General features: G+C 42.1%; 20 protein-coding genes and 1 other RNA gene. 3 read left to right on the forward strand and 18 right to left on the reverse strand.

Annotated elements, in window-relative coordinates; all coding sequences use genetic code 11:
- Positions 1–27: 27 nt before the first annotated feature.
- From QN079_RS08315 to QN079_RS08335, 5 genes are all read right to left on the reverse strand, one after another.
- Positions 28–1542 carry a carboxypeptidase M32 gene (locus QN079_RS08315; RefSeq protein WP_289229501.1) on the reverse strand — a complete coding sequence of 505 codons (1515 nt, stop codon included), beginning with the start codon at positions 1540–1542 and terminating at the stop codon, positions 28–30.
- Positions 1539–2702, reverse strand: coding sequence for a THUMP domain-containing class I SAM-dependent RNA methyltransferase (locus QN079_RS08320; protein ID WP_289229502.1), 1164 nt, complete (start codon positions 2700–2702; stop codon positions 1539–1541). The genes QN079_RS08315 and QN079_RS08320 overlap by 4 nt, the downstream gene beginning before the upstream one ends.
- Before the next feature lie 66 nt (positions 2703–2768).
- Positions 2769–3134: RNase P RNA component class B (rnpB, locus tag QN079_RS08325), an RNA gene on the reverse strand.
- Between the two features lie 24 nt (positions 3135–3158).
- The gene (gene gpsB / locus QN079_RS08330; RefSeq protein ID WP_005226142.1) at positions 3159–3569 is read right to left on the reverse strand and encodes a cell division regulator GpsB; all 411 of its coding nucleotides are present in this window, start codon (positions 3567–3569) and stop codon (positions 3159–3161) included.
- A 71-nt stretch (positions 3570–3640) separates the two neighbouring features.
- Positions 3641–4186, reverse strand: coding sequence for an SLOG family protein (locus QN079_RS08335; RefSeq protein WP_005226143.1), 546 nt, complete (start codon positions 4184–4186; stop codon positions 3641–3643).
- Positions 4187–4256: 70 nt separating this feature from the next.
- On the opposite strand from QN079_RS08335, the gene recU reads away from it, so the two are divergent.
- Both recU and QN079_RS08345 read left to right on the forward strand, forming a co-directional pair.
- Entirely contained in the window at positions 4257–4883 is a 627-nt protein-coding gene (gene recU / locus QN079_RS08340) for a Holliday junction resolvase RecU (protein ID WP_010748391.1), read from the forward strand.
- A 1-nt stretch (position 4884) separates the two neighbouring features.
- Positions 4885–7203 (forward strand): PBP1A family penicillin-binding protein, encoded by a 2319-nt coding sequence (locus QN079_RS08345; RefSeq protein ID WP_353957167.1) that lies wholly within the window; start codon positions 4885–4887, stop codon positions 7201–7203.
- Between the two features lie 78 nt (positions 7204–7281).
- Here the strand turns inward: QN079_RS08345 and QN079_RS08350 are convergent, their stop codons facing one another.
- The 13 genes from QN079_RS08350 to QN079_RS08410 all read right to left on the reverse strand — a co-directional run bounded on the left by QN079_RS08350 (position 7282) and on the right by QN079_RS08410 (position 20633).
- Positions 7282–8874: a WxL domain-containing protein gene (locus tag QN079_RS08350; protein WP_289229504.1), complete on the reverse strand. Its 1593-nt coding sequence runs from the start codon at positions 8872–8874 to the stop codon at positions 7282–7284.
- 41 nt (positions 8875–8915) lie between these two features.
- Positions 8916–9719 carry a WxL domain-containing protein gene (locus QN079_RS08355; protein WP_289229505.1) on the reverse strand — a complete coding sequence of 268 codons (804 nt, stop codon included), beginning with the start codon at positions 9717–9719 and terminating at the stop codon, positions 8916–8918.
- A gap of 14 nt (positions 9720–9733) precedes the next feature.
- Positions 9734–10108, reverse strand: coding sequence for an EF2685/EF0750 family sortase-dependent surface protein (locus QN079_RS08360; RefSeq protein WP_005226154.1), 375 nt, complete (start codon positions 10106–10108; stop codon positions 9734–9736).
- 594 nt (positions 10109–10702) lie between these two features.
- Positions 10703–11359, reverse strand: coding sequence for an endonuclease III (gene nth / locus QN079_RS08365; RefSeq protein ID WP_005226155.1), 657 nt, complete (start codon positions 11357–11359; stop codon positions 10703–10705).
- 24 nt (positions 11360–11383) lie between these two features.
- Positions 11384–12085, reverse strand: a complete 702-nt coding sequence (locus QN079_RS08370) for a DnaD domain protein (protein WP_010748401.1) — start codon at positions 12083–12085, stop codon at positions 11384–11386.
- A 111-nt stretch (positions 12086–12196) separates the two neighbouring features.
- Positions 12197–12583, reverse strand: a complete 387-nt coding sequence (locus QN079_RS08375) for a RidA family protein (protein WP_015509753.1) — start codon at positions 12581–12583, stop codon at positions 12197–12199.
- On the reverse strand, positions 12580–13020 hold the full coding sequence (locus QN079_RS08380) for a Fur family transcriptional regulator (RefSeq protein WP_005226158.1): 441 nt from the start codon (positions 13018–13020) through the stop codon (positions 12580–12582). Before QN079_RS08380 ends, QN079_RS08375 begins: the two co-directional genes overlap by 4 nt.
- A 168-nt stretch (positions 13021–13188) precedes the next feature.
- Entirely contained in the window at positions 13189–14118 is a 930-nt protein-coding gene (gene cysK, locus QN079_RS08385) for a cysteine synthase A (RefSeq protein WP_005226159.1), read from the reverse strand.
- A gap of 198 nt (positions 14119–14316) precedes the next feature.
- On the reverse strand, positions 14317–15195 hold the full coding sequence (locus tag QN079_RS08390) for a glucosaminidase domain-containing protein (RefSeq protein WP_016609285.1): 879 nt from the start codon (positions 15193–15195) through the stop codon (positions 14317–14319).
- Between the two features lie 310 nt (positions 15196–15505).
- Entirely contained in the window at positions 15506–16894 is a 1389-nt protein-coding gene (locus tag QN079_RS08395; RefSeq protein WP_289229506.1) for a hypothetical protein, read from the reverse strand.
- 12 nt (positions 16895–16906) lie between these two features.
- On the reverse strand, positions 16907–17746 hold the full coding sequence (locus tag QN079_RS08400) for a hypothetical protein (RefSeq protein WP_289229507.1): 840 nt from the start codon (positions 17744–17746) through the stop codon (positions 16907–16909).
- Between the two features lie 549 nt (positions 17747–18295).
- Positions 18296–20293: a transketolase gene (gene tkt, locus QN079_RS08405; RefSeq protein ID WP_005226163.1), complete on the reverse strand. Its 1998-nt coding sequence runs from the start codon at positions 20291–20293 to the stop codon at positions 18296–18298.
- A gap of 100 nt (positions 20294–20393) precedes the next feature.
- Positions 20394–20633, reverse strand: coding sequence for a DUF896 family protein (locus QN079_RS08410; RefSeq protein ID WP_005226164.1), 240 nt, complete (start codon positions 20631–20633; stop codon positions 20394–20396).
- Between the two features lie 136 nt (positions 20634–20769).
- Between QN079_RS08410 and lexA the strand changes: the two genes are divergently transcribed.
- A complete protein-coding gene (gene lexA / locus QN079_RS08415) occupies positions 20770–21390 on the forward strand; it encodes a transcriptional repressor LexA (RefSeq protein ID WP_005226165.1) in 621 nt (206 codons plus the stop codon).
- Positions 21391–21417 lie beyond the last annotated feature (27 nt).

The following is a 21417-nucleotide window of genomic DNA, read 5'->3' on the forward strand; positions in this document are numbered from 1 at the left end:
TGCGAAGCTTCTTTCCACTCGTTACTTTTAAGCGAAAACTTGCGTCTCGCTGATTTTATAGACACTAAAATAGATCTTGCGTAAATAGTCTAATAGATATTGAGGATTCAATAATTCATCCGTTGCATCTAAAATCAATTCATTTGGTTTCTTGGATGCGCCATATTGATGAATATTTTCAGTCAGCCATTTACGAATCGGTGAATAATCATCCGAAGCCAACACTTCATCGACATTGATTTCTTTTTCCATGGCGTGGAGTAATTGTGCTGCATACATATATCCTAGAGCATAGGATGGGAAATACCCGAAGCTTGAACCAGACCAATGAACGTCTTGTAAGATCCCTTCCAGATCATTTTCTGGACGAATCCCTAAATATTCCTCGTATTTGTCATTCCAGATTTTTGGCAGTTCATCGATCGATACGGTTTCATTAAAGATCATTTTTTCGATCTCGTAACGAATAATGATATGGATGACATATGTCAGACTATCGGCTTCAATACGGATCAAGCTAGCTTTTGAATGCTTCAAGGAGTCATAGAAAGTGTCAAAAGACACATCATCAAACGTGCCTTCCGCACATTCTTGGAAAAATGGGTATTGCTTTGCCCAGAAATTGCGGTTGCTGCCGATAATGATTTCATTAAACAGCGATTGGGATTCGTGGATTCCCATGGACGCCCCTTCATGAACAGGCGTGCCTTCGTACTTCTCATCGATGTTTTGCTCGTACATCCCGTGACCAGCTTCATGAATCACACCGAACAGTCCCATCGAGAAGTCAGTTTCGCTCCAGCGTGTGGTCAACCGTACATCATTGTGATTGATCCCCGTAGCAAATGGGTGGACCGTATTATCCAAACGGCCGCGAGAAAAGTCATAGCCTAAGTCGGCGATCACTTTTGAGATAAATTTACGTTGTTGCGCTTCGGTCATCTTACGTGAAAGGATCGAAGTATCTGGCGCTGTTCCTTTTTCAGCCAATTGACGACGAATATCCATGATACCGTCTCTCACTTGTGAGAATACGTTATCCAAAATCTCAACCGTCATATTCGGTTCGTATTGGTTTAATAACACGTCATAGTTCGTCAGCTCATTTTTCTTCCAATAAGGAATCAATTCTTTTGTCAAGCGAATGTTTTCAGAAAGAGCGTCTTTAAATAAAGAAAAATCTTTTTCTTTACGGGCTTTGAGCCAAGCAGTATGTGCTTTTGACGTAGCTGCGGAAGCCGCCATCGCCAACTCATTGGGTACATCTTTTTGCAATTCATATTCTTCTTTGACTAATTGATACGCAGCTTTCCCTACTTCTGATAATTCATCTGGGTGTTTCCCGAAATAGCTGATGGCTTCTTGGATTGGTTCCCCCACTTTTTTATCAAAGTATAGACCATATAAATAGCTGTCAACTTCCGCACGGTAATCACTGGCTTTTTCTGGCATCCCTGTTTGATTATCCCAGCCTAAGATCCCCATTGCTTGTTGTAATAGATCGATTTCTTTTAATTCTTTCAGAAATTCTTGTTCTTTCATTCAGCAGACTCCTTTTTGCGTGGCGGACGTTGTCCCCAGTATTGGAAGAGATCGGTACGAATCGCACCGTTGTATAATTTGCGTTTTTTTGTCGCTTTTTCGCCGTAATGGGTCTCAAAAGTCAAGTCACTGGTCAAAAAGTACTTGCTCCAGGTTTTAAGCGGCCGAAACACTTGGCCCATTTCCTGATACAGTCGCTGAACGGACGCTTCTTCTCCTAAGCGTTCGCCATAAGGAGGGTTAGCCACAACGACACCATACTCTTTTTCTGTTTTAAAGTCTTTAACGGCTTGTTGTTTGAAGGTGATCGAGTCTCCTAGACCGATTTCTTCCGCATTTCTGCGGGCGATCTCAATCATTCGACCATTGATATCCGAACCGGTAATATCTAATTCGACATCATAATCTGCAGCTTCATCTGCTTCTTTCCGTACTTTTCCAAATACTTCTGCTGGGAACCAATCCCACGTTTCGCAAACAAATTCCCGATTAAAGCCAGGGGCGATATTGTGACCGATCAACGCTGCTTCAATGCACAACGTGCCTGATCCACAAACGGGATCGACAAACGGCTTGTCTTTGTACCAATTTGTCAGCATCACTAAAGCCGCAGCCATGTTTTCTTTCAGCGGCGCGCCTCCTTTTTCTAAACGATAGCCACGTTTAAACAAACTAGGGCCAGTCGTATCCAATGTGATCATCGCATGGTCTTTCAATAAAGCGACTTCTAATTGGAAAAAAGCGCCCGTTTCAGTCAGCGGCACACTTGCTGGACGATGGTATACTTCTCTTAAGCGATTGACGATTGCTTTTTTGGTAATCGCTTGACAATCAGGTACACTATACAATTTTGATTTGATTGATTTTCCAGCTACTGGAAATTCAGCATCTAAAGGTAAAAAGTCTTCCCACGGTAACGCTTTAACTTCCTCAAACAGCTGATCGAAAGTCAATACGTCAAATTCCCCGACGACAATTTTGATACGGTCCGCTGTACGGAGCCACAAGTTCGCGGTAGCAATGGTCTCCATTGTCCCTTTAAAGCGCGCTCGGCCGTTTTCAACCTCACATTCGATCCCTAAATCCCGTAATTCTTTGCCCACTAGTGCTTCTAAACCGCTCGCAGCGGTGGCAATACAATTAAATGTTTTTTCAGTCATAACGCTCTCCTTCTTGGTATAAAAAAACCTTCCGTTGCTGGAAGGATTCCCTGATAGGTTGTGATTTTCTATAAGCCATGTTTTGTCCGTATTTTCCTCAGGGAGAAGAAAACACTGGGTAATTATCTATCTGCAATTACTTGCCTTCTTGCTCCGTTCATTTCCGTGCAAAAAGTGCCCCTACCATTGTTTGGGTTGCTCGCTCGAGGGGTTTACCGCGTTCCACCAAGACGGTTTCCCGCCTTGCTTCGTCACTGTGGCACTTTCAAGGATACTTTGGCATAGCTTACACCTTAGCCATTTTTCCTGCCGTTACTTTCTCAAGTACCCTAGCTTATGGTTTCGCTAGGCACGAACACTACAAGCATCTCAGCTTGTGCGAGCATGGACTTTCCTCAGCATAATCGAGTTATGCCGCAATTACCCGAAAACCACAACTATCTTTTCTACATTAGATTAGAATTGACGGGTTTTTTCGTTGTCATCTTCAAAATCAGCATTTGTATAGTTGCTGTTGTAGGAAGAAGAACGAGTGACAGGTTCTGATTCACGATCAAGCTTTTTGCCAAACACTTCTTTTTCAAGATTAGACAAACGTTTCAAAATATCAAAGTTTGTAACGGTTTGGCTTTTCGGCGCTTCTTGTTGAACACGAGATGCGATCGCTTGGTTTTTCGACAATTGATCGATTTTCGCTGTCAGACGGTCATTTTCTTCTTGCAGGGCTAAGATCTCTTTATTGTAGCTTTCGTAGTCTTTAATGATATTATCTAAAAACTCGTCCACTTCAACTGGATCATACCCGCGCATTTTTGTTTTGAATTCTTGTTGCAGAATATCTTTTGGACTATAAATTAAATTTGCCATTATTTACACCTCATTGTTTATTCCAAATGGTTTTCACTTTCTAGACCATTCTATCAAAAAATATACGAAAATCAAAGTAAATTACTATCAAATGTTGCGTTTTGTAGGTCATCCATTGTTATTTGATGAATAAAGTAGGGATTTTGCTCACTATAAGCTTTGGCATCTCTTAAGAAATAATTAGGTTTTCCTGGAAATTCGTCATCATATAACACAAGTGCGCCTTCGGTATGCTCCAGTAAAAATGCCGTGTGATTTCTTAATTGACTGGGGTCTTGGTAAGGCTTATGGCTGGTGGCATTGACATAATCGGCAAATGACTTCGCCGTTTGCAGTGCCTGCTGATTTGTTTCGTTCCAATTTTCACCAAACCCTTCAAAAGGAAAAATAATTCCTAGTTTCAGTTCTGGGTATGTTTGTTTTAATTGTTCAACGGCTTCGGCACACCACAGCTCCGCTCCAAGATTCCCGCTGATCAAGAGCCATTCTAGCCCTTCTTCGACATAATTGGTCAAAGTCGACATTATTACTTTCTTAATAACTGCAATCTTGGGATCTTTTGCTTGAAAGACACCTAATTCATAATTACGATAGCCAGTAAAGTATAAGGTTTTCATTGTTTCTCTGGTCATCTCTTTTCTTTCCAAACGACTTTTTGGTATAATGTTGCCTAGGAGTGTGAACAACATGGTTATTCGTTACCCGAATGGACAATCTACTACCTATGATGACGGCAAAAAACAAAAAATGCAAGAGAAACTAATAAAGCCAAAAACGTATGCCAATCGTGGGATGCGTTTTGAAGAAGCGATCAATGAAAGCAACCTTTATTATTTGAATCGGAAACTTGCTGTCATTCATAAGAAACCGACACCAATTCAAATCGTAAAAGTAGATTATCCAAGAAGAAGCGCCGCCGTAATCAAAGAAGCCTATTTCCGTGAGGCATCCACCACTGATTACAATGGGGTTTATCAAGGGCAATATATCGACTTTGAAGCGAAAGAGACTCAAAACAAAACGTCATTTCCCTTTAAAAATTTTCATCCACACCAAATCAAGCATATGGAAGACTGTTTGGAACAAGCGGGTTTATGTTTCGTTCTTTTATGGTTTTCTAGTCTACAACGCTGCTTTTTTCTCGATAGCAAGTGCTTAATTTCTCAATGGCACCTGCAAAAAGAAACGGGGAAAAAATCAATGACACTGGCCTATATTGAAACGAATGGGATTGAAATCATCCCTTCAATTGCGCCGCGTATTCCCTATTTAAAAGCAGTTGATCAATTTTTAACGATGAAGGAGAATGATTAGTATGGCAAATGGATCACAATCGAGGACCTCTCGGCATGATTCTAAAAAAGGTACAGCTAAAAAAGCACCAAAGCCTCCTAAGGCAAAAGGCAAACGAAGCATTGGGAGTATTCTTTTAAAAGTATTTATGGGGCTGTTTTTCTTGGGCTGTATCGGGATTCTATCCGGGATGGGGCTATTCTGGTGGTATGCCAAAGATGCGCCTGCACTTGATGAAACACGTTTGGATTCAACGGTTTCTTCTCGTTTCTATGCGTCAAATGGCGAATTGATCACTGAATTCGGTAGTGAAACCAGAGAAAAAATTACAGCAAGTGAGATTCCTCAACTGCTGGAAGACGCGATCGTCTCTGTCGAAGATCGCCGCTTCTACCAGCATATCGGATTCGATCCGATTCGGATCGTCGGTTCCGCATTATCCAATGCCACAACCGGCGGTATGCAAGGCGGAAGTACGTTGACACAGCAATTGATCAAGCTGTCCTTCTTTTCTACCAGCGCTGAAGACCAAACATTACGTCGTAAAGCACAAGAAGCATGGATGGCGGTTCGTCTTGAACAAATGAAATCAAAACAAGAGATCCTCACTTACTATATCAATAAAGTATATATGTCCAATGGTGTATATGGGATGCAAACCGCCGCAATGAAGTTTTACGGCAAGCCGTTAGCTGAACTAGACCTTGCACAAACCGCTTTGATTGCCGGTTTACCAAATGCCCCTTCAGCTTTTGACCCATTCGCGCATCCTGATAATGCGAAAAGTCGGCGAGATGTGGTTTTAGGCGCAATGCTTGAAAACGAGAAAATCACGCAAGCAGAATATGATGCCGCCGTTGCCGAGGATATTCAAGAAGGCTTGCAAGACAATCCCCGTGAAAACCAAGAGTGGAAGTACTTTGATAATTACTTCAACGAAGTGATCGCTGAAGTCAAAGAAAAAACTGGGAAAGATGTGTATACTGACGGCTTAGATATTTATACTAATGTCGATATCGATGCACAAAAACGATTATATGACATCGTCAACAGTGACGACTACGTTGATTACCCAGATGACAAGATGCAAGTTGCCGCTACCTTAGTTGATGTTAACACAGGCAAGGTGACCGCTCAGATCGGTGCCCGTAATGTTGATGATGTTCTAGCAAATAACCTGGCTGTCAATGTCGCACGAGACTTTGGTTCGACCGTCAAACCAATCACAGACTATGGCCCTGCCTTTCAATTTCTACAAGATTCCACGGGTAGAATGATTTTAGATGAACCTTACACGTATAAAGGGACGAATATTCCTGTTTACAACTGGGATCGCCAATATATGGGCAATATCACCTTGCGGACCGCTCTAGCAGAGTCTAGAAATGTGCCGGCAGTGAAGCTGTTTGATGAAGTCGGCGCGGACAATATCGCAGACTTTCTCAGTGGTTTAGGAATCGAATATGATACGATCACCCAATCCAATGCGATTTCTAGCAATACGGATAAATTAGATGGCACAAAGTATGGGATCTCCAGTCTGAAAATGGCCGCTGCTTATGCTGCGTTTTCAAATGGTGGCACCTATTATGAACCACAGTACGTCAATAAAATCGTCATGCAAGATGGTACAGAAGACGAAGAATCCTTTAAAGTTTCTGGTCAAGAAGCAATGGATGATACGACAGCTTACATGGTGACCGATATCTTGAAAGATGTTATTTCTGTCGGAACTGGAACCAACGCGCAAATCGATGGTTTGTACCAAGCAGGGAAAACGGGAACGTCCAACTACACCGATGACCAGTTAGCACAACTGGATACATCGAATGGTGCCTACCCTGATATTACCTTTGCCGGCTATACTCCCTCCTACTCATTGGCGGTTTGGACAGGCTACAACGACAAAATGACACCGATCACTGATAGTAGTACCCATGTGGCTTCAGATGTCTATCGTGAATTGATGCGCTATGTTTCTGCTTCTGTAGAAAACACGGACTGGACAATGCCTGACGGATTGACACGGATCGGAAGAGAGCTTTATCTTGAAGGGACGTACACCCAACCAAGCTATTCAGCACCAAGTTCGTCCAGCAGCAGTTCCTACGTTGAACCAACGACACCTTCTACAGAAAGTAGCGAATCAACACCATCAAGTACAACAGAATCATCAAGCGAAGTAACACCACCAGTGACAACCCCTGATGAGGATGATTCATCATCTGTGACGACCCCTCCTACCACTCAGGATTCGGGTCAAACAACACCACCGAATACGGAAGATAATCCTTCCTCACCACCGGACCCACCGGAACCAAACGATGGTAGTGTCGAATAACGGAGAATCGCAAAAAACAGTAGATCAAAATCTGATCTACTGTTTTTTTATAACTAACTGCCATATAAATGTAGAAGCTTACTTTTCAAGCTCTTCAAACAGCAATTTTTTATCGGAAAGCTGATAAACTTGATTATGCAGATCGTCAAACAAGTGAATCACATTTTCTTTCGTCTCGTTCACTTCAAAAAGAATCTCTTTGGCACGATCATGAATCCCATCGATCCGCATTTCTGTTGTACGGATCATTCGTTCAGATTCGATTTTCGCTTCTTGAATCGTGCGATTCGCTTTTCTTCTAGCAAAGACTAAAACCTCGCTGATTTCTGTTTGGAACTGCTCGTTTTCGATTTGTAGGGCTGCATTTTCTTCCCTTAATGCTTCGATTGTCGCGTGAAGCTCTGCGACTTCTTCATTTGATTCGCTAGCTGATACATTTGCAGCAAGCTCTTCTTTTTCTGCCAATTGCTGTTTCAAATCAGCAATTACCTCTTGCATCTGCTGGATTTCTTGCCGCTTCAAGGTCCATTCAGCGCGTTCCTTTTCGTAAGTTTGTTTCTCTTGTTGCTCTTTTTCTTGCTGAACAGCTAACTTGGCCTCTAATTGCTGGATTTTTGCTTCAAGTTTTTCTGTATCTACTTTTGCAAACTGTTCTTCTAGGTCTTTGACTTTCTTATTTGCTTCTACTAGCGAAGCTTTTAATTCTTTTGCCTCTGCTTCTTGTTGAGCCACTATCTTCTGCTGTTTTTTCAACTGATTTTTTTCTTCCTGTAGTTGCTCATTTTCTAAAATCAATTCTTTGATTTCAAAAGATAAATTTTCAATCATATGATCCTTTTCTTGTTCTTTTGACTCTTGCTTATTTGTCTGATTTGTACTCAATTCTTTCTCCATACGTTCTCCTTTATCTTCAACGAGTTGACTATCCTTGGCGTAGCTATCACGGTTGCCAGAGGACTTTTGCTGCACTGCTATCTTTTTGACACTTTGCTCTTTCTGCTGATCTCCAGCCACTCTTTGGTGAGAAATCGGTTTTGCGAAAGTTTGTGCGACAGGTTTTACTGCTTCTTTCTGGGTTTTAGGGAGTTCATTGTCTGCTGGTCGATTGGTCTCGTCCTCATTTTTTTCAGGGGTAGCCTTTGCGGACCCTTGATCCTCAACGATTCCCTCTTCTTGATTTGTCTCCTCAAATTCATTCAGCTCTTCTATGGATAATTGATTCACTTCGTCCATTAGCTTTTGGGCAGAAAACCAACCTTTGTTTTTCTTTTTTATCATTAATTTTTCACACTGCCTTTTTCCTCGGGTATCTTGCACTTGGGCAAACGATACATACGGTGTCGTACCTGATTGATCAGCCAAATTACGCTCATCAGCAACGATCGAATACCAACGATCACTGGTAGAAATAGCATTCTGACCAAAATCGAATGTTTGTGGTGCATAAGCAATGGTAAATGGACCCGTTTGTCCTGGCGGTGTTGGTTCGATCGTTTCTACTTCTGGGTGCACGACTGGCGGTTGTACCACTGTTAGATCGCTTCCGTCTGAGGTAAATCCTACAACGTTATCGGTAGTCGTTTCTAATGAAGATTGGGCAAAGGCTTGAACGCCTCCTGCTAGTAAAGTGGTGGATAATACAGCGACCGTAGCTAAACGAATCTTTTTCATTTCTAGTTCCTTCTTTCTTTTTTATTCAGTACAAAACCAAGTTATTGAACCGTTTCTCCGTCCGGTCCAGCTGTTGCAGCCAATGTCCAAGTAAGGGTTGCTTCATAAAGAGCAGCGTCTTTTGCTGTTGATCCAGGAACAAGTAACTCGATTCCAGCATTTTCAACAACCTCTGCGCCTGCTTCCACTTGTCGATTGATTTCTTCCTGATCGCCCCAAACGACTGACGATACGCCAGCACCTTTTGTTTGAGCAGCGGTCAGAACCGAACGCTCACTATTTGTAGCATCTAAAATCAATCCATCCGCATGAATTTGTGGTTCATTTTCTTGTTTGCTTCCGTTATATTCCAATTTTGGCGAATTAAAACGAATTCGTGCTCCAGTCAGTTCATTATTCTGTGTTCCTGATTCAAAAGCACTTAAGGAAACTTTTAAATCCCAACCAGCATTTGTCCCACGCGTATCTTGGACTTGAGCAAATGAAACATATGGAACTCTTTCTTCACTATCTTCCGCGTCTTTTAGCTTGTGTAATTCAGCCACTAGCTTATATTCTTGATCGGTATTAGAAATCACTTGCTCACCGAAATTAAGCGTAGGTGCGTAAGCAATCGTCAATGGTCCCGTTTGTCCTTCCGGGCCGACTGGATTGATCTCTACATCTGGACCATTAGGACCAGGATTTGGTGGTTGAACCACTGTCGCTTCGCTATCGTTTGGTACAAAGAGAACTTTCCCTTCTGTATCATAGTTTGTTACACTTTCAGTAGCGAAGGCTTGCGCGCTAATAGTAAATAAAGTTGCAGCTAAAACAGCTGCCGATGCAAATCGTACGAATTTCAAATTCATCGCTGCTTTCAAATTATTTGTCTTTTCTTTTTAACCATCATAAATCTTGATCGATGTTTGGTATATTGCACATACAATACAACCAGTACGAGCAGTAATCCAAGTAAGATTACGCCGTAAGTTCTTGTCTCGTTGGTCTTTGGTAAAATACCACCTGGTTTTGCTACCTCGTTTGGTGGCGAGATATTCTCTGTAGGGCCTGCTGGCGGTGCTGGTTCGGGTTGCCCAATAGGCTCATAAACACCGGTAAAAAGCACAGAGCTTTCTGTTTCAACCGACTGCACTTCCTGAGCATTCACCGCTGCCGTAGAAATAGTTATCCCATAAAAAAGAGTGCAAAACAGAACCATACGAACTAATTTCCATACCTTTTCTCCTTTCATTCTCCCTCCTCCTCTATACTTGCCACATCTTATAAGTGATCTTTTTAAAACTGCGTTTGTCTAAGACCCGTTAACAAAAAATGATTTTGAGATCGTTACAGAATCATTTGAACTGTGCAACGCTTTTTCTGTCATTCGTAAAATAGCAGAGAAAGACTTATAACCTTTGACAAAGTTCACTATACTGATGATTTTCACAGATTTGAAATACTATTTTTCACCAATAGGTGAATTTTCTTATTAATTTTACGTTTTATTGAACAAAAATAAGCAGTTTTATGAAAAGAAAGGGTGAAAATTGTGCGAAAGAAGCCCATCATACTAGGCTTACAAATAGTTTCAAAAAAAGGCGTATTGGAAGGTTCATTTCGCATCGAGCATCACCCCTCACACGATCTCTTTGTGAAAAAACACCTGATTTTGAGTGGTGTAATCAAAAAAATTCAGTAAGCTTATGTTTTTCCAGTTACTTGAAAGGGCTTTAATAAAGGGTATTACGTTAATTACCTGTTTTTTTATCAATTTGTGCAAAAAAAACGCTAAGCGATTTCGCTTAGCGTCTTGATCCTAGTTACTTTTGGTTTATGTTCACCATTAAATGGTTTTCTTCCCCTTCATCCGAAGTTTTCCTTCTTGGCACATTGTCAACAATGGACAAACCTCACACTTAGGTGCCCGTGCTGTGCAATGATAACGACCAAAGAAAATTAACGTGTGATGCGTTTTGACCCACAATGTATCTGGAATCTTTTTCATCAATGTTTGTTCGACTTCTAATACGTTGGCGTCTAGTTTACAGATGCGCAGCCTTTTTGATACCCGCTCGACATGCGTATCGACAGCGATTGCTGGAATGCCAAATGCATCGCCAAGAACGACGTTCGCTGTTTTTCTGCCGACACCTGGCAAAGAAATTAAGTCTTCTCTGGTTTGAGGCACTTCGCCTCCAAAACGCAGCAACAATTCAGAGGCACAAGCTTTGATATTTTTCGCTTTGTTTCGATAGAGGCCAATTGATTTGATTTTTTCAATAATGTCTTCTAACGGCGCCTCGCTGAGAGCCTGCGGCGTTGGATATGCTTCAAAAAGTGCCGGTGTCACTTTATTGACTGACACGTCCGTTGCCTGTGCGCTTAGAATGACAGCAATCAGCAATTCAAAGGCATTTTTTGACACTAGTTCTCCATGTGCTTCAGGAAACATCTCATACATTATTTCTATCGCAGTCATTGTTTTTTCTTTACTGATCATTGGACGAATTAAACTCCTTGTATCTTACTCTCCTTCTAACCAATTATGCATAGGGATTTTGGGCATTGGGCCATCTTCTTGTGGCGTGGTTTCATTTTGAAGAAACTGTTTTTTTCTTCTTTTTTGCTCTTCTTCTACTTGCGCTTTTGAGGTAATATTCTTGCGTTCCCACGAAAGCAAAATACGATCGATATAGTTTAAACTATACGCTTGATTCAAGACCGCTTCTCGCAAAGCAAACTGGACCAGCTCGGGATCATAGTGGTCCTCATCCAACCACTGCCCGATCCGTTGGTATTCGATCGCCGATAAGGGGCGACCAAATTCTCCTTCAAATAAGCGATACAACTCGCGTATCTTCTCTTCATTTGTTTCAGCGACTTCCTTTTTAGATTGCTGCTGCAAAAGAAACTCGAGCCGTTCATAAATGCCAGTGAAATCATAATAATCCACCATTTTTCCTGCGTCGTCTTTTTTAGAACCCATTCGCAGCACATCTTTTTTCAGCAATTGATTCAACCAATGATAGATCTCTTTTTGGTCGCTGCCCATCACCGAGGCAATCTCACGTAAATCTGGAAAATCATTGCCTTGCTCATGGCTGCGATACAGTTGCAGCCATAACAAAAATTCATCATTCGTCAAACCAAGATGATGGTAATTCTCTAAAAGCAAATTTGAAATCGTCGTTTGCCCTTTTGCCAAATATTCCTTTAACGAAACCATACTACATCCTCTTCTCCTTGGCTCACTTGAAACATTAAGATTCTTCCTATCAGGATCGAATCAATAAAAAGGGGACGACGCAAATGCGGACGTCCCACGATTCTTTGTTGGTTACGCTTTTTCTTTGACTGCTGCGATGATCTCAACTTCAACCAAAACATCTTTTGGTAAGCGAGCAACTTCGACAGCAGAACGTGCAGGTAACGCTTCATTGAACAATGTGCTATACGTATTATTGAAAGGAACGAAATCATTCATATTTTTTAAAAAACATGTCGTCTTAACGATGTCATCTGGCGTAAGTTCCGCCGCTTCAAGAATCGCGTTAATATTTTTCAATACTTGCTGAGTCTGTACTTCAATCGTCGTACCGACAACTTCCCCTGAAACAGGATCTAATGGCACTTGACCAGAAGCAAACAAAAAGCCGTTTGCGATTTTTGCTTGAACATAAGGACCGATTGCTTGTGGTGCTTGATCTGTAGAAATTATCTTCATTTTGTTTCCTCCTCTTTCACTTGGCATTCAGGACATAGACCATAAACTTCTAGTCGATGGTTATTTATTTGATACCCAGTTAATTTCGAAGCTGCCATCTCGACATCTTCCAATCCTGGATAGTAAAAATCAGCGATCTTTCCACACTTTTGGCAGATAGCATGATAATGAGGCTCCGTTGTAAAATCAAAACGACTGGAGGCATCTCCATAATTCATTTCTTTTACAAAGCCAATTTCTGTGAACAAACGTAAGTTATTGTATACCGTTGCGACACTTATACCAGGAAAATGAACTTCGATCGCCCGATAAATCTCTTCAGCGGTCGGATGGGCATCGTGACTGGCTAAAAATTCTAATATCGCTACTCGCTGCGGTGTAATACGAATATTTTCATGTTTTAATCGTTTGATCGCTTCATCGTAGATCGTACTCACAGGAGTTCCTCCATTTCTCTTATCTTACCTATCATACTATGTAAAACCTAAAAATTCAAACAGCTTTCCTTGTTTTTTTAAAGGAATAACGCATTTGCCCAGCCCGTCTTCCCTCAGTTTTTCGAGAAAGAAAAGCAGACAAACGAATGCCTGCTTTCCCCCTCTTTGCTAGTCTTCAAACTGATACAGTGCCGTAGACAAATAGCGTTCACCATTATCTGGTACGATCGCTAAGACTTTTTTGCCTTTTCCTAAGTCCTTAGCAACCTCTAATGCCGCTTTGATCGCTGCACCAGAAGAAATCCCTACTAAGATTCCTTCTTTCATCCCAACTTGACGCGCAGTTTCCATGGCATCCTCACTAGCGATGGCAATCACCTGATCATAAATCTCAGTGTCTAGTACTTTAGGAACAAATCCCGTGCCGATCCCTTGGATCTTATGGGGACCAGGTTTGCCACCTCCTAAAATAGCTGATTCTGCAGGCTCAACGCCCACGATCTTCAAATTAGGATAGACGCGCTTTAATTCCTTCCCCGCACCAGTGATCGTGCCACCTGTGCCGATCCCAGCAACAAAAGCGTCTAACCCTTTAGATTCAAACGCATCCTCAATTTCTTTCCCTGTCGTTTTTTCATGGACTTCTGGATTGGCTGGGTTTTCAAATTGTAATGGCATATAATAGCCGTCTTGTTCTGCTAATTCTTTTGCTTTATTGATAGAACCAGTGATTCCTTCAGACCCAGGGGTCAAAATCAACTCTGCGCCATAAGCTTGAACAATTTTACGTCTTTCAATACTCATGGTTTCTGGCATAACCAGCACGACACGATAGCCTTTTGCCGTACCGATCATGGCTAAGCCGATCCCAGTATTCCCAGATGTTGGTTCGATGATGGTATCACCAGCTTTTAACAAGCCATTTTTTTCTGCTTTTTCAATCATGGCTAAAGCAATTCTGTCCTTGACACTTCCCCCAGGATTGAAGAACTCTAATTTCAGATACACATCCGCAGAACCTTCTTCTACGATGTGATTTAATTTGACGATTGGCGTATGCCCAACTAACTCATTGACCGATTGATAGATTTTTGTCATTGAAAATCCCTCCCGTTCTTCTTCTTCCATTCTACCTAAAATAACCCCGAGTTGCGAATAAAAAGTAAGCAATTTCAATTTTTTTCTTATTTTTTTATATTTGTTTGTATTCACTTTCTTGATTTTGTTTTTCCATTACAAAAAAACCTTAAGAATGATGCCATTTAGAGCAATCATTCTTAAGGCGGTATCAGATAATTAAACGATTAATTCTTGGCCAACAACAATGACCTCACTAGATAACCCATTTGTTGCCATTAGAGCGTCGACCGTTGTGCCAAATTTATTGGCGATATCCCAAAGTGTATCGCCTGAAGCAACGTGATAGCTCTGCGCTGTAGATCCACTGTTTACCTGAGTCGTCGTTGTAGTTTGCGTAGTACTGGTGCTAGTCGTGCTCGTTGTACTTGTCCATGCGGTACTTTGCGTTGTCCCAGTATCAAAGCGTGTGAGCTGATACGTTTCAATTAACCAGTTCAGTTTTTGTGCATACCCTGGATCGGTAGCATAGCGCCCCGTCAAGTAATTCGTTGCATCATAAAATGAGGTTGTTTGGCTTTTCCAAACACCACTGTAATGAGCAGTTCCTGTCGCGAAACTCGTGCTTCGCAAGACATTCGCATGATCCTGAAACGATTCCCAGTAAGAGTTATATTGACGAAACGGTTCATTCATCTCTACCCACTGACCATTCAAATACTCTTGTGTAGGCATATAGACACTTTGTCCGTTGTAACTGCCTTTGACCCCAAACAAATTGTAATAGGGTGCATTGGATAACGCGGAAGAACCATAGCCGCTTTCCAAAATCGCTTGAGCAATCATCACAGAAGCATAGAGATCATTGTTGGCAGCAACATCTTGTGCTGACCAGCCAATTTGCTCGATAAAACCTGAAATGTCCTGCGTTGCGTATTGATTCTCAGCAGCTTGTACCTGTTGAGGAACGAAAGTGACCGTCATTGGCGCTAACATCATTCCTGCCCCCATCAAAGAGACCACCGCCTTTTTAGTAGGTCTTTTTATCGTCTTCTTTGGTTGATGATGTCTTTCACTTCTTGTTTGATAACTTCCCATTTTTTTCCTCCAGTAACTGTACGTTTTTTCAAATAAATCAATACAGCTATTATACGGAAAAACATCTAACAGTGCAAACAATGATCACTTTACACTTTGGAAAGAGTCTTTTAAAAAAACTAAACGAACATTCTTAGTATTCTCAACAAAATAAAAAACTTTTAAAAGTTTTTTCACTTTCTTCTTCTCTGTTTCAAGAATAAGCAAAAAGCTAATTTGCAACAATTCAGCTTCCTTCAACCACCTTGCTTTCTTAGCTCCTTTCTGAACCTGCCTTGTTGATCGCCGTCGATTCCTGAAAAATCTAAAACTATTTGGGACGAAAACGCACTCGGTTCCAAAGATACACACAAAAAATGAAGCATAAGTAAATTATGGGGAGACTTATGATAGTGCGGTAAATTGACTTCATAGTCGGTGTGATCCCTATCCATTTTACCGAAGACAGCGAGCCTACGGTACCATTCTCATTGATCACAACTGGTACTTGCCTATGCACCTTTTCGTAGAATGGTTCGCCATTTAGATAATCATTGATCAAGACCATCTCTGCTTGGTCAAATACATCCGCGGATTCTCTCATTACTTTTTGGGCCTTTTCGATCAATTCATTGGGACTATTTTCATCGAGTTCTACCCATATATACGGAAACATCGGCAGAGGATCGATTACTCTGATTCCATCGATTTGCCTTACGGCATCGTCCGCCCGTTGATAGAACAATGATCGTCCTAAATCAGTGGACGGAAAGTACTTGTGCAGCAAATAATTCTCCTCACTAAGAGTAAACTTAAACCTGAGCAGATTCGTTTGATATTTGCGCAAAAATAGTCCAGGGACCCACCCTGTCTGAACCATATCTGAAGTAATTGTCATGGGCCAAGCTGCATGCTTTTCGTCTCTAGGATCAAGTGAAACAGTCGTGGGATCAATTTCTTCCAAAGCTCCCCTTTTGATCAACCCAGAAGAAAAATGTCTGATTTCAAAGAGGATCTGATGAAATTCCTCAAAGGAAAAGGGTGCTACTTCAATTGTTACTCGATCATTTTGATCAGGTCCAGCTAAAAGTTGAGCTTCACGTGTGATGAGACTATCCAACAATTGTTCAGTCAATGTGGGAAACTGCTCATCGCGAGCAGCACGGTCGATTTCAAGGTGTATGCGATTGTTCACAAAACTCTTTTTTACGCCGTCTGCCTCATAAGTAGTGATATCCTCCAAAAACAGTGCAGGTAGTCCTGGAGATTCGTTCATATAAAATGGTTCTTCAAATGAATAGGTCGCCATTGCTCCTGTGCTGTCAATGGCTACAAGTTCAAATCGATGCGCTTCAGATTCAGTTGGAAGAAATAAACGTGCGTCAGCTATTTTTCGACCGGGTTCGATCATTACTGATGAAGTGATACTTCGAAAAAGATAACGATCGAATTCCCCATCGACCTTCACGAACACTTCATCAATAAAACTGCCTGTAGTAGGGGTTATTGCGTAAATTATCTCAAAAAAGGGCACATTTAATTCTGCACCAGGCTCTTCACTGAGTAGTTCGATGATCGGTTTATCTTCCATGTTTATGATCGTTTGCCCGTCTCTTTCTGTATTACTATTCGTTTCAGCATGACTGATTTTGGGTGTAAACAGCAAGATGATCACTAATACCACGACTTTATTGCGCAATCGTTTCTTTTTTATTTCCATTTTTCCTCCTATTTAGCGTTTGTGTCTGAGTAAAAACCATGTTACGGCCAAACTGAGCACTGGTATTACCATTACTATATAAAGAAATAGTGTCATTCTGGAGGAAATCTCCACCGGCTCAGTAGAAGCTGCAACCTCATTTGATCGTGCGTAGGCCAACGGATCATTTAAGGTCTCGTTCGTGTCCACATCAAATGTCTCACTTGTCTCTCCTACATGTCCGACATTCTCAATTATATCTAAACTGCCCCCGTCGAAGACCTCAGGATAATTCGTAACCAGACTCATAATCATGGCGATCAGCTCTTCAGCGGTACTTTTTTTGACACCTATGAGAATGTGCCATGACCAATCCGCTTCTTGCAAAATTGTCCCGCCAATCGATTCGACTGCTTCATGGATCTTCGCTTCTGATACTCGGAATCGGTCTATTTCTGTTTCCCCAGCGATTCCCATGTATAAGCGATTGTTCACAAATGTTCTTTCATCCTCCCAAAAAAATTCAGTACTAATTTCATCAGGAGTTGGTGACGGCAGAGCGGGTGGATCTACCACAGTAATCGGATGTTCTAATTTGAATCGCCCACTGGCGCCGCTGCTGTCAACCGCTACAAGCTCAAGATACATCGCTTCTGGTTGATGATAGGGCAAAACAACGATTCCACTGCCGAATTCGAATTCCTCCACTGTTTCGTGATTGTTTTCATCTTTCAAATAAAGATGACTATGGTATGCCCCATTGATCTCAACGTGAACATCAACTATCTCACTTCCACTTGACGGAACGGCCGTATAGGTGAGATAAATAGACGGATTTGTCACTTCACTCTTGAGAAAATCAGTATGTATCACAACGTTTGCTTCATCACCTGTTGCAATTTCATTCAATTCTGTTGCGTAAACGTCTCGTGAAAATAGCTTTAGCAGTAGTATTACCAAAAGAATGTTTTTTTTCTTTTTTCCACTCATAACGTCGCATTTCTTCCGTCGGTTCGTGTGACTAACCCTCAACCTTTTCATCGTGTTTTCCCATCTCCTTATTCCTCTTTCTTCAAGTAGTCGTTCTTCCTTGTTCTCTTTTCTTGAGCCATTCTCCTTGGCTCTTATTGTTTAGTTTCCTTTTCTTTAACTATACACAGGAACCAGCCTTGCAACAACGAAAACCAGTATTTTTATTCATATATATTCAATTTTATACAACAAAGTGACGTTTATTATTTGTTTGATCCAATTTCTCTCTGACGATTGGCTCATCGATAGAAAGTATTTCCCTGTTGAATCGGTGACTTGCGTTTCTCATTCCTCTCCCTTGTGGTTCTCTAACCATGATCCAGACAAAAAAACACGCTCGAAAATCGAAAAGATTCTCGAACGTGCTATTTTTGATTGATTGTCGATCAATTAATCGATTGATTTGAAAGTATTCACGACATTCTCAACACTGAAGCCGAATTCCGCTAAGACTTTGTCACCAGGTGCGGATGCACCGAAATGATCGATCGCGATCACTTTTCCATGGCAACCGGTGTAACGTTCCCAACCAAATGGGGAAGCTGCTTCGATCGCTACCCGTTTCTTCACTGCTTTTGGCAAGACGCTTTCTTTGTATTCTGAGCTTTGTGCTTCAAACAAATCAAAGCTTGGTAAGGAGACCACCGATACATCGATGCCTTCTTCTGCCAATTTAGCTTGTGCTTGGACCGCAAGATTCACTTCAGAACCTGTGGCGATCAAAATCCCCGCTGGTGTTTCACCAGCTTGTTTTGAAATCACGTAACCACCTTTTGCGACATTTTCATCCGCACCGGTTTGCGTGCCTTCGATCACTGGTAGATTTTGTCGGCTTAAGACTAAGACTGTTGGTTTATCCGTTGTCGTCATGGCCAATTTCCAGGCAGCACGGGTTTCATTGCCGTCTGCTGGACGAATCACTTGGACATTTGGCATGCAACGGACGCTGGCTAATTGCTCGATTGGCTCATGCGTCGGTCCATCTTCTCCCACCGCCACGGAGTCATGCGTCAAGACATAGATCACAGGTGCATGCTGGATCGCAGACAAGCGCACCGCTGGACGTAAGTAATCAACGAAGACGAAGAAGGTTCCGCCATAGATTCGCGTACCGCCATGCAATTGGATGCCGTTCATCGCTGCCGCCATCGCAAATTCTCGGACGCCAAACCAAATGTTGCGGCCTTCGTATTGGCCAGGTTCAAAGTCTTTTTCTGCTGCCACCATCGTGTTGTTGGATCCAGAAAGGTCAGCCGATCCACCCCAGAGACTAGGGACGGCTTTGGATAAGGCTTGGATCATCTCTTTGCTGGATACTCGACTAGCTTGTGAGCTGCCAACTTCGTAGCTTGGTAATGCTGCATCCCAATCTGCTGGCAATTCACCCGCAAAGGCTTGTTTGAATTGCGCAGCAAGTTCTGGGTAGGCTGCTTCATAGGCACGGAAGGTTTCGTTCCAAGCTGCTTCAGCTTTTTGCCCTTCATCGATCATGGTTTCTTTGAAGCGCGCGGCAACTTCTTCAGGTACGGTAAATTCTGGGTATTCCCAACCATAAATCGCTTTGGCTGCAGAAATGCCTTCGGCACCGATCGGCGCACCATGAACGGCAGAGGTGCCTTGATTTGGCGCACCGTATCCGATCACAGTCTTGATTTCGATCAAGGTTGGTTTGTCGCTTTCAGCTTTTGCTTCGTCGATCGCTTTCGAGATCGCTTCTAAATCATTGCCGTCTTCAACGAGAATGTGTTGCCAGCCATACGCTTCAAAACGCGCACCGACATTTTCTGTAAAGGCTTTTGAAGTTGGGCCATCTAGGGAGATGTCATTTGAATCGTACAAGACGATCAGTTTGTCTAATTTCATGTGACCAGCCATGGATGCAGCTTCTTGCGAAACACCTTCCATCAAGTCGCCATCGCCACATAAAGCGTAGGTATAGTGATCGATGACTTGATACTTTTCGCGATTGTAGGTTGCAGCCAAGTGGGCTTCGGCCATTGCCATACCGACTGCCATGGCGATCCCTTGTCCTAAAGGTCCAGTGGTTGCTTCCACGCCGTCTGTGTGATCGACTTCTGGATGTCCTGGCGTGCGGCTATCCCATTGACGGAAGTTTTTTAGATCCTCAATGGTCACATCGTAACCAGACACGTGCAACAAGCTGTACAATAACGCCGAACCGTGTCCAGCAGACAAAACAAAGCGGTCACGATCCACCCAGTTGCGAGAAGTCGTTGGATTGACTTTCAAGTGTTTCGTCCACAAGGCATAGGCCATGGGTGCTGCCCCCATCGGTAATCCTGGATGTCCTGAATTGGCTTTTTGTACGGCTTCGATACTTAATGTACGAAGGGTGTTCACTCCTAATTGATCGATTTTATCAAACAATGGTAGTTCCTCCTAATTTAGGTTTTTTTTACCTTTATTACATCTTTCATTATACGTGATTCAGAAGCTTATTTCAATAGCAATGAAAAGGAATTCACAATTATCTGCCGTGGAGACCTTTTTTCTTTTGAATCTCTTTTAACTTCTCTGGTGTCACATCAGCACCTTCAGGGTCAACGATTTTCATTCCTTCGATATGGTGTCGCATCCCTCCACGAAAGGCGGTTAAATACTCTTCACGCAGAACTTTTTGTTCGTGGGTCTCAGCCTCAGTCAATCCTTCTGTTTTTTTCTTGTTGGCAAGTTCATTGATTCGAGCTAATTTTTCTTGAGATAGCATAGTTGTTCCTCCTTTTCCCTCTTGATTTTACTACAAACTAGCGAGCAAAAACAATAGCACAAAAAGCGAACATTTGTTTGAATAATCGATATAGCTATGGTACACTAAGGTTATCAAATGAAAGAAGGTGTCAGTTTTGGCAAAACGAACAGAAAATCGACAAATCGAAATTCTTAAGTTCATTCATACACGTGTCACTGAAAAAGGCTATCCGCCGACTGTTCGCGAAATTGGCGAAGCCGTTCAGTTATCTTCTACCTCAACTGTTCATGGCCATTTGTCCCGACTTGAAAAAAAAGGGCTGATCTTACGAGATCCTACAAAACCCAGAGCCATTGAATTAACTGCTTCCGGTCTTGAAAAAATCGATGTTCAACCAGCATCCATTCCGATGCTTGGTGTCGTAACTGCTGGAGAACCGATTTTAGCCGTGGAAGATGCATCCGATTTCTTTCCGATTCCGCCAGATTTAGCGAATAGCACAGGAAGTTTATTCATGTTGACGATCCGAGGAGAAAGTATGATCAATGCTGGCATTCTCGACGGTGATCAAGTAATCGTTCGTAAACAACAAAGTGCTCAAAATGGCGATATCGTGATTGCTATGACAGATGAAGACGAAGCTACGTGCAAACGATTCTATAAAGAAAAGAATTACATTCGTTTACAACCAGAAAATGATTATTTAGAACCAATCATTTTGCCTGACGTAACGATTTTAGGATTGGTTGTTGGATTGTATCGCCATCTGCTTTGATTCTCAACGAGCTGACTAGGAAATCTT

The sequence above is a fragment of the Enterococcus sp. FZMF genome, assembly GCF_030263915.1.
Lineage (GTDB): Bacteria > Bacillota > Bacilli > Lactobacillales > Enterococcaceae > Enterococcus_D > Enterococcus_D casseliflavus.

Excerpts from the sequence above, each read along its gene's own strand:
- QN079_RS08315 (WP_289229501.1), bottom strand. The coding sequence starts at position 1,542 with ATGAAAGAACAAGAATTTCTGAAAGAATTAAAAGAAATCGATCTATTA.
- QN079_RS08320 (WP_289229502.1), bottom strand. The coding sequence starts at position 2,702 with ATGACTGAAAAAACATTTAATTGTATTGCCACCGCTGCGAGCGGTTTA.
- gpsB (WP_005226142.1), bottom strand. The coding sequence starts at position 3,569 with ATGGCAAATTTAATTTATAGTCCAAAAGATATTCTGCAACAAGAATTC.
- QN079_RS08335 (WP_005226143.1), bottom strand. The coding sequence starts at position 4,186 with ATGAAAACCTTATACTTTACTGGCTATCGTAATTATGAATTAGGTGTC.
- recU (WP_010748391.1), top strand. The coding sequence starts at position 4,257 with ATGGTTATTCGTTACCCGAATGGACAATCTACTACCTATGATGACGGC.
- QN079_RS08345 (WP_353957167.1), top strand. The coding sequence starts at position 4,885 with ATGGCAAATGGATCACAATCGAGGACCTCTCGGCATGATTCTAAAAAA.
- QN079_RS08350 (WP_289229504.1), bottom strand. The coding sequence starts at position 8,874 with ATGAAAAAGATTCGTTTAGCTACGGTCGCTGTATTATCCACCACTTTA.
- QN079_RS08360 (WP_005226154.1), bottom strand. The coding sequence starts at position 10,108 with ATGAAAGGAGAAAAGGTATGGAAATTAGTTCGTATGGTTCTGTTTTGC.
- nth (WP_005226155.1), bottom strand. The coding sequence starts at position 11,359 with ATGATCAGTAAAGAAAAAACAATGACTGCGATAGAAATAATGTATGAG.
- QN079_RS08370 (WP_010748401.1), bottom strand. The coding sequence starts at position 12,085 with ATGGTTTCGTTAAAGGAATATTTGGCAAAAGGGCAAACGACGATTTCA.
- QN079_RS08375 (WP_015509753.1), bottom strand. The coding sequence starts at position 12,583 with ATGAAGATAATTTCTACAGATCAAGCACCACAAGCAATCGGTCCTTAT.
- cysK (WP_005226159.1), bottom strand. The coding sequence starts at position 14,118 with ATGACAAAAATCTATCAATCGGTCAATGAGTTAGTTGGGCATACGCCA.
- QN079_RS08390 (WP_016609285.1), bottom strand. The coding sequence starts at position 15,195 with ATGGGAAGTTATCAAACAAGAAGTGAAAGACATCATCAACCAAAGAAG.
- QN079_RS08395 (WP_289229506.1), bottom strand. The coding sequence starts at position 16,894 with ATGGAAATAAAAAAGAAACGATTGCGCAATAAAGTCGTGGTATTAGTG.
- QN079_RS08410 (WP_005226164.1), bottom strand. The coding sequence starts at position 20,633 with ATGCTATCTCAAGAAAAATTAGCTCGAATCAATGAACTTGCCAACAAG.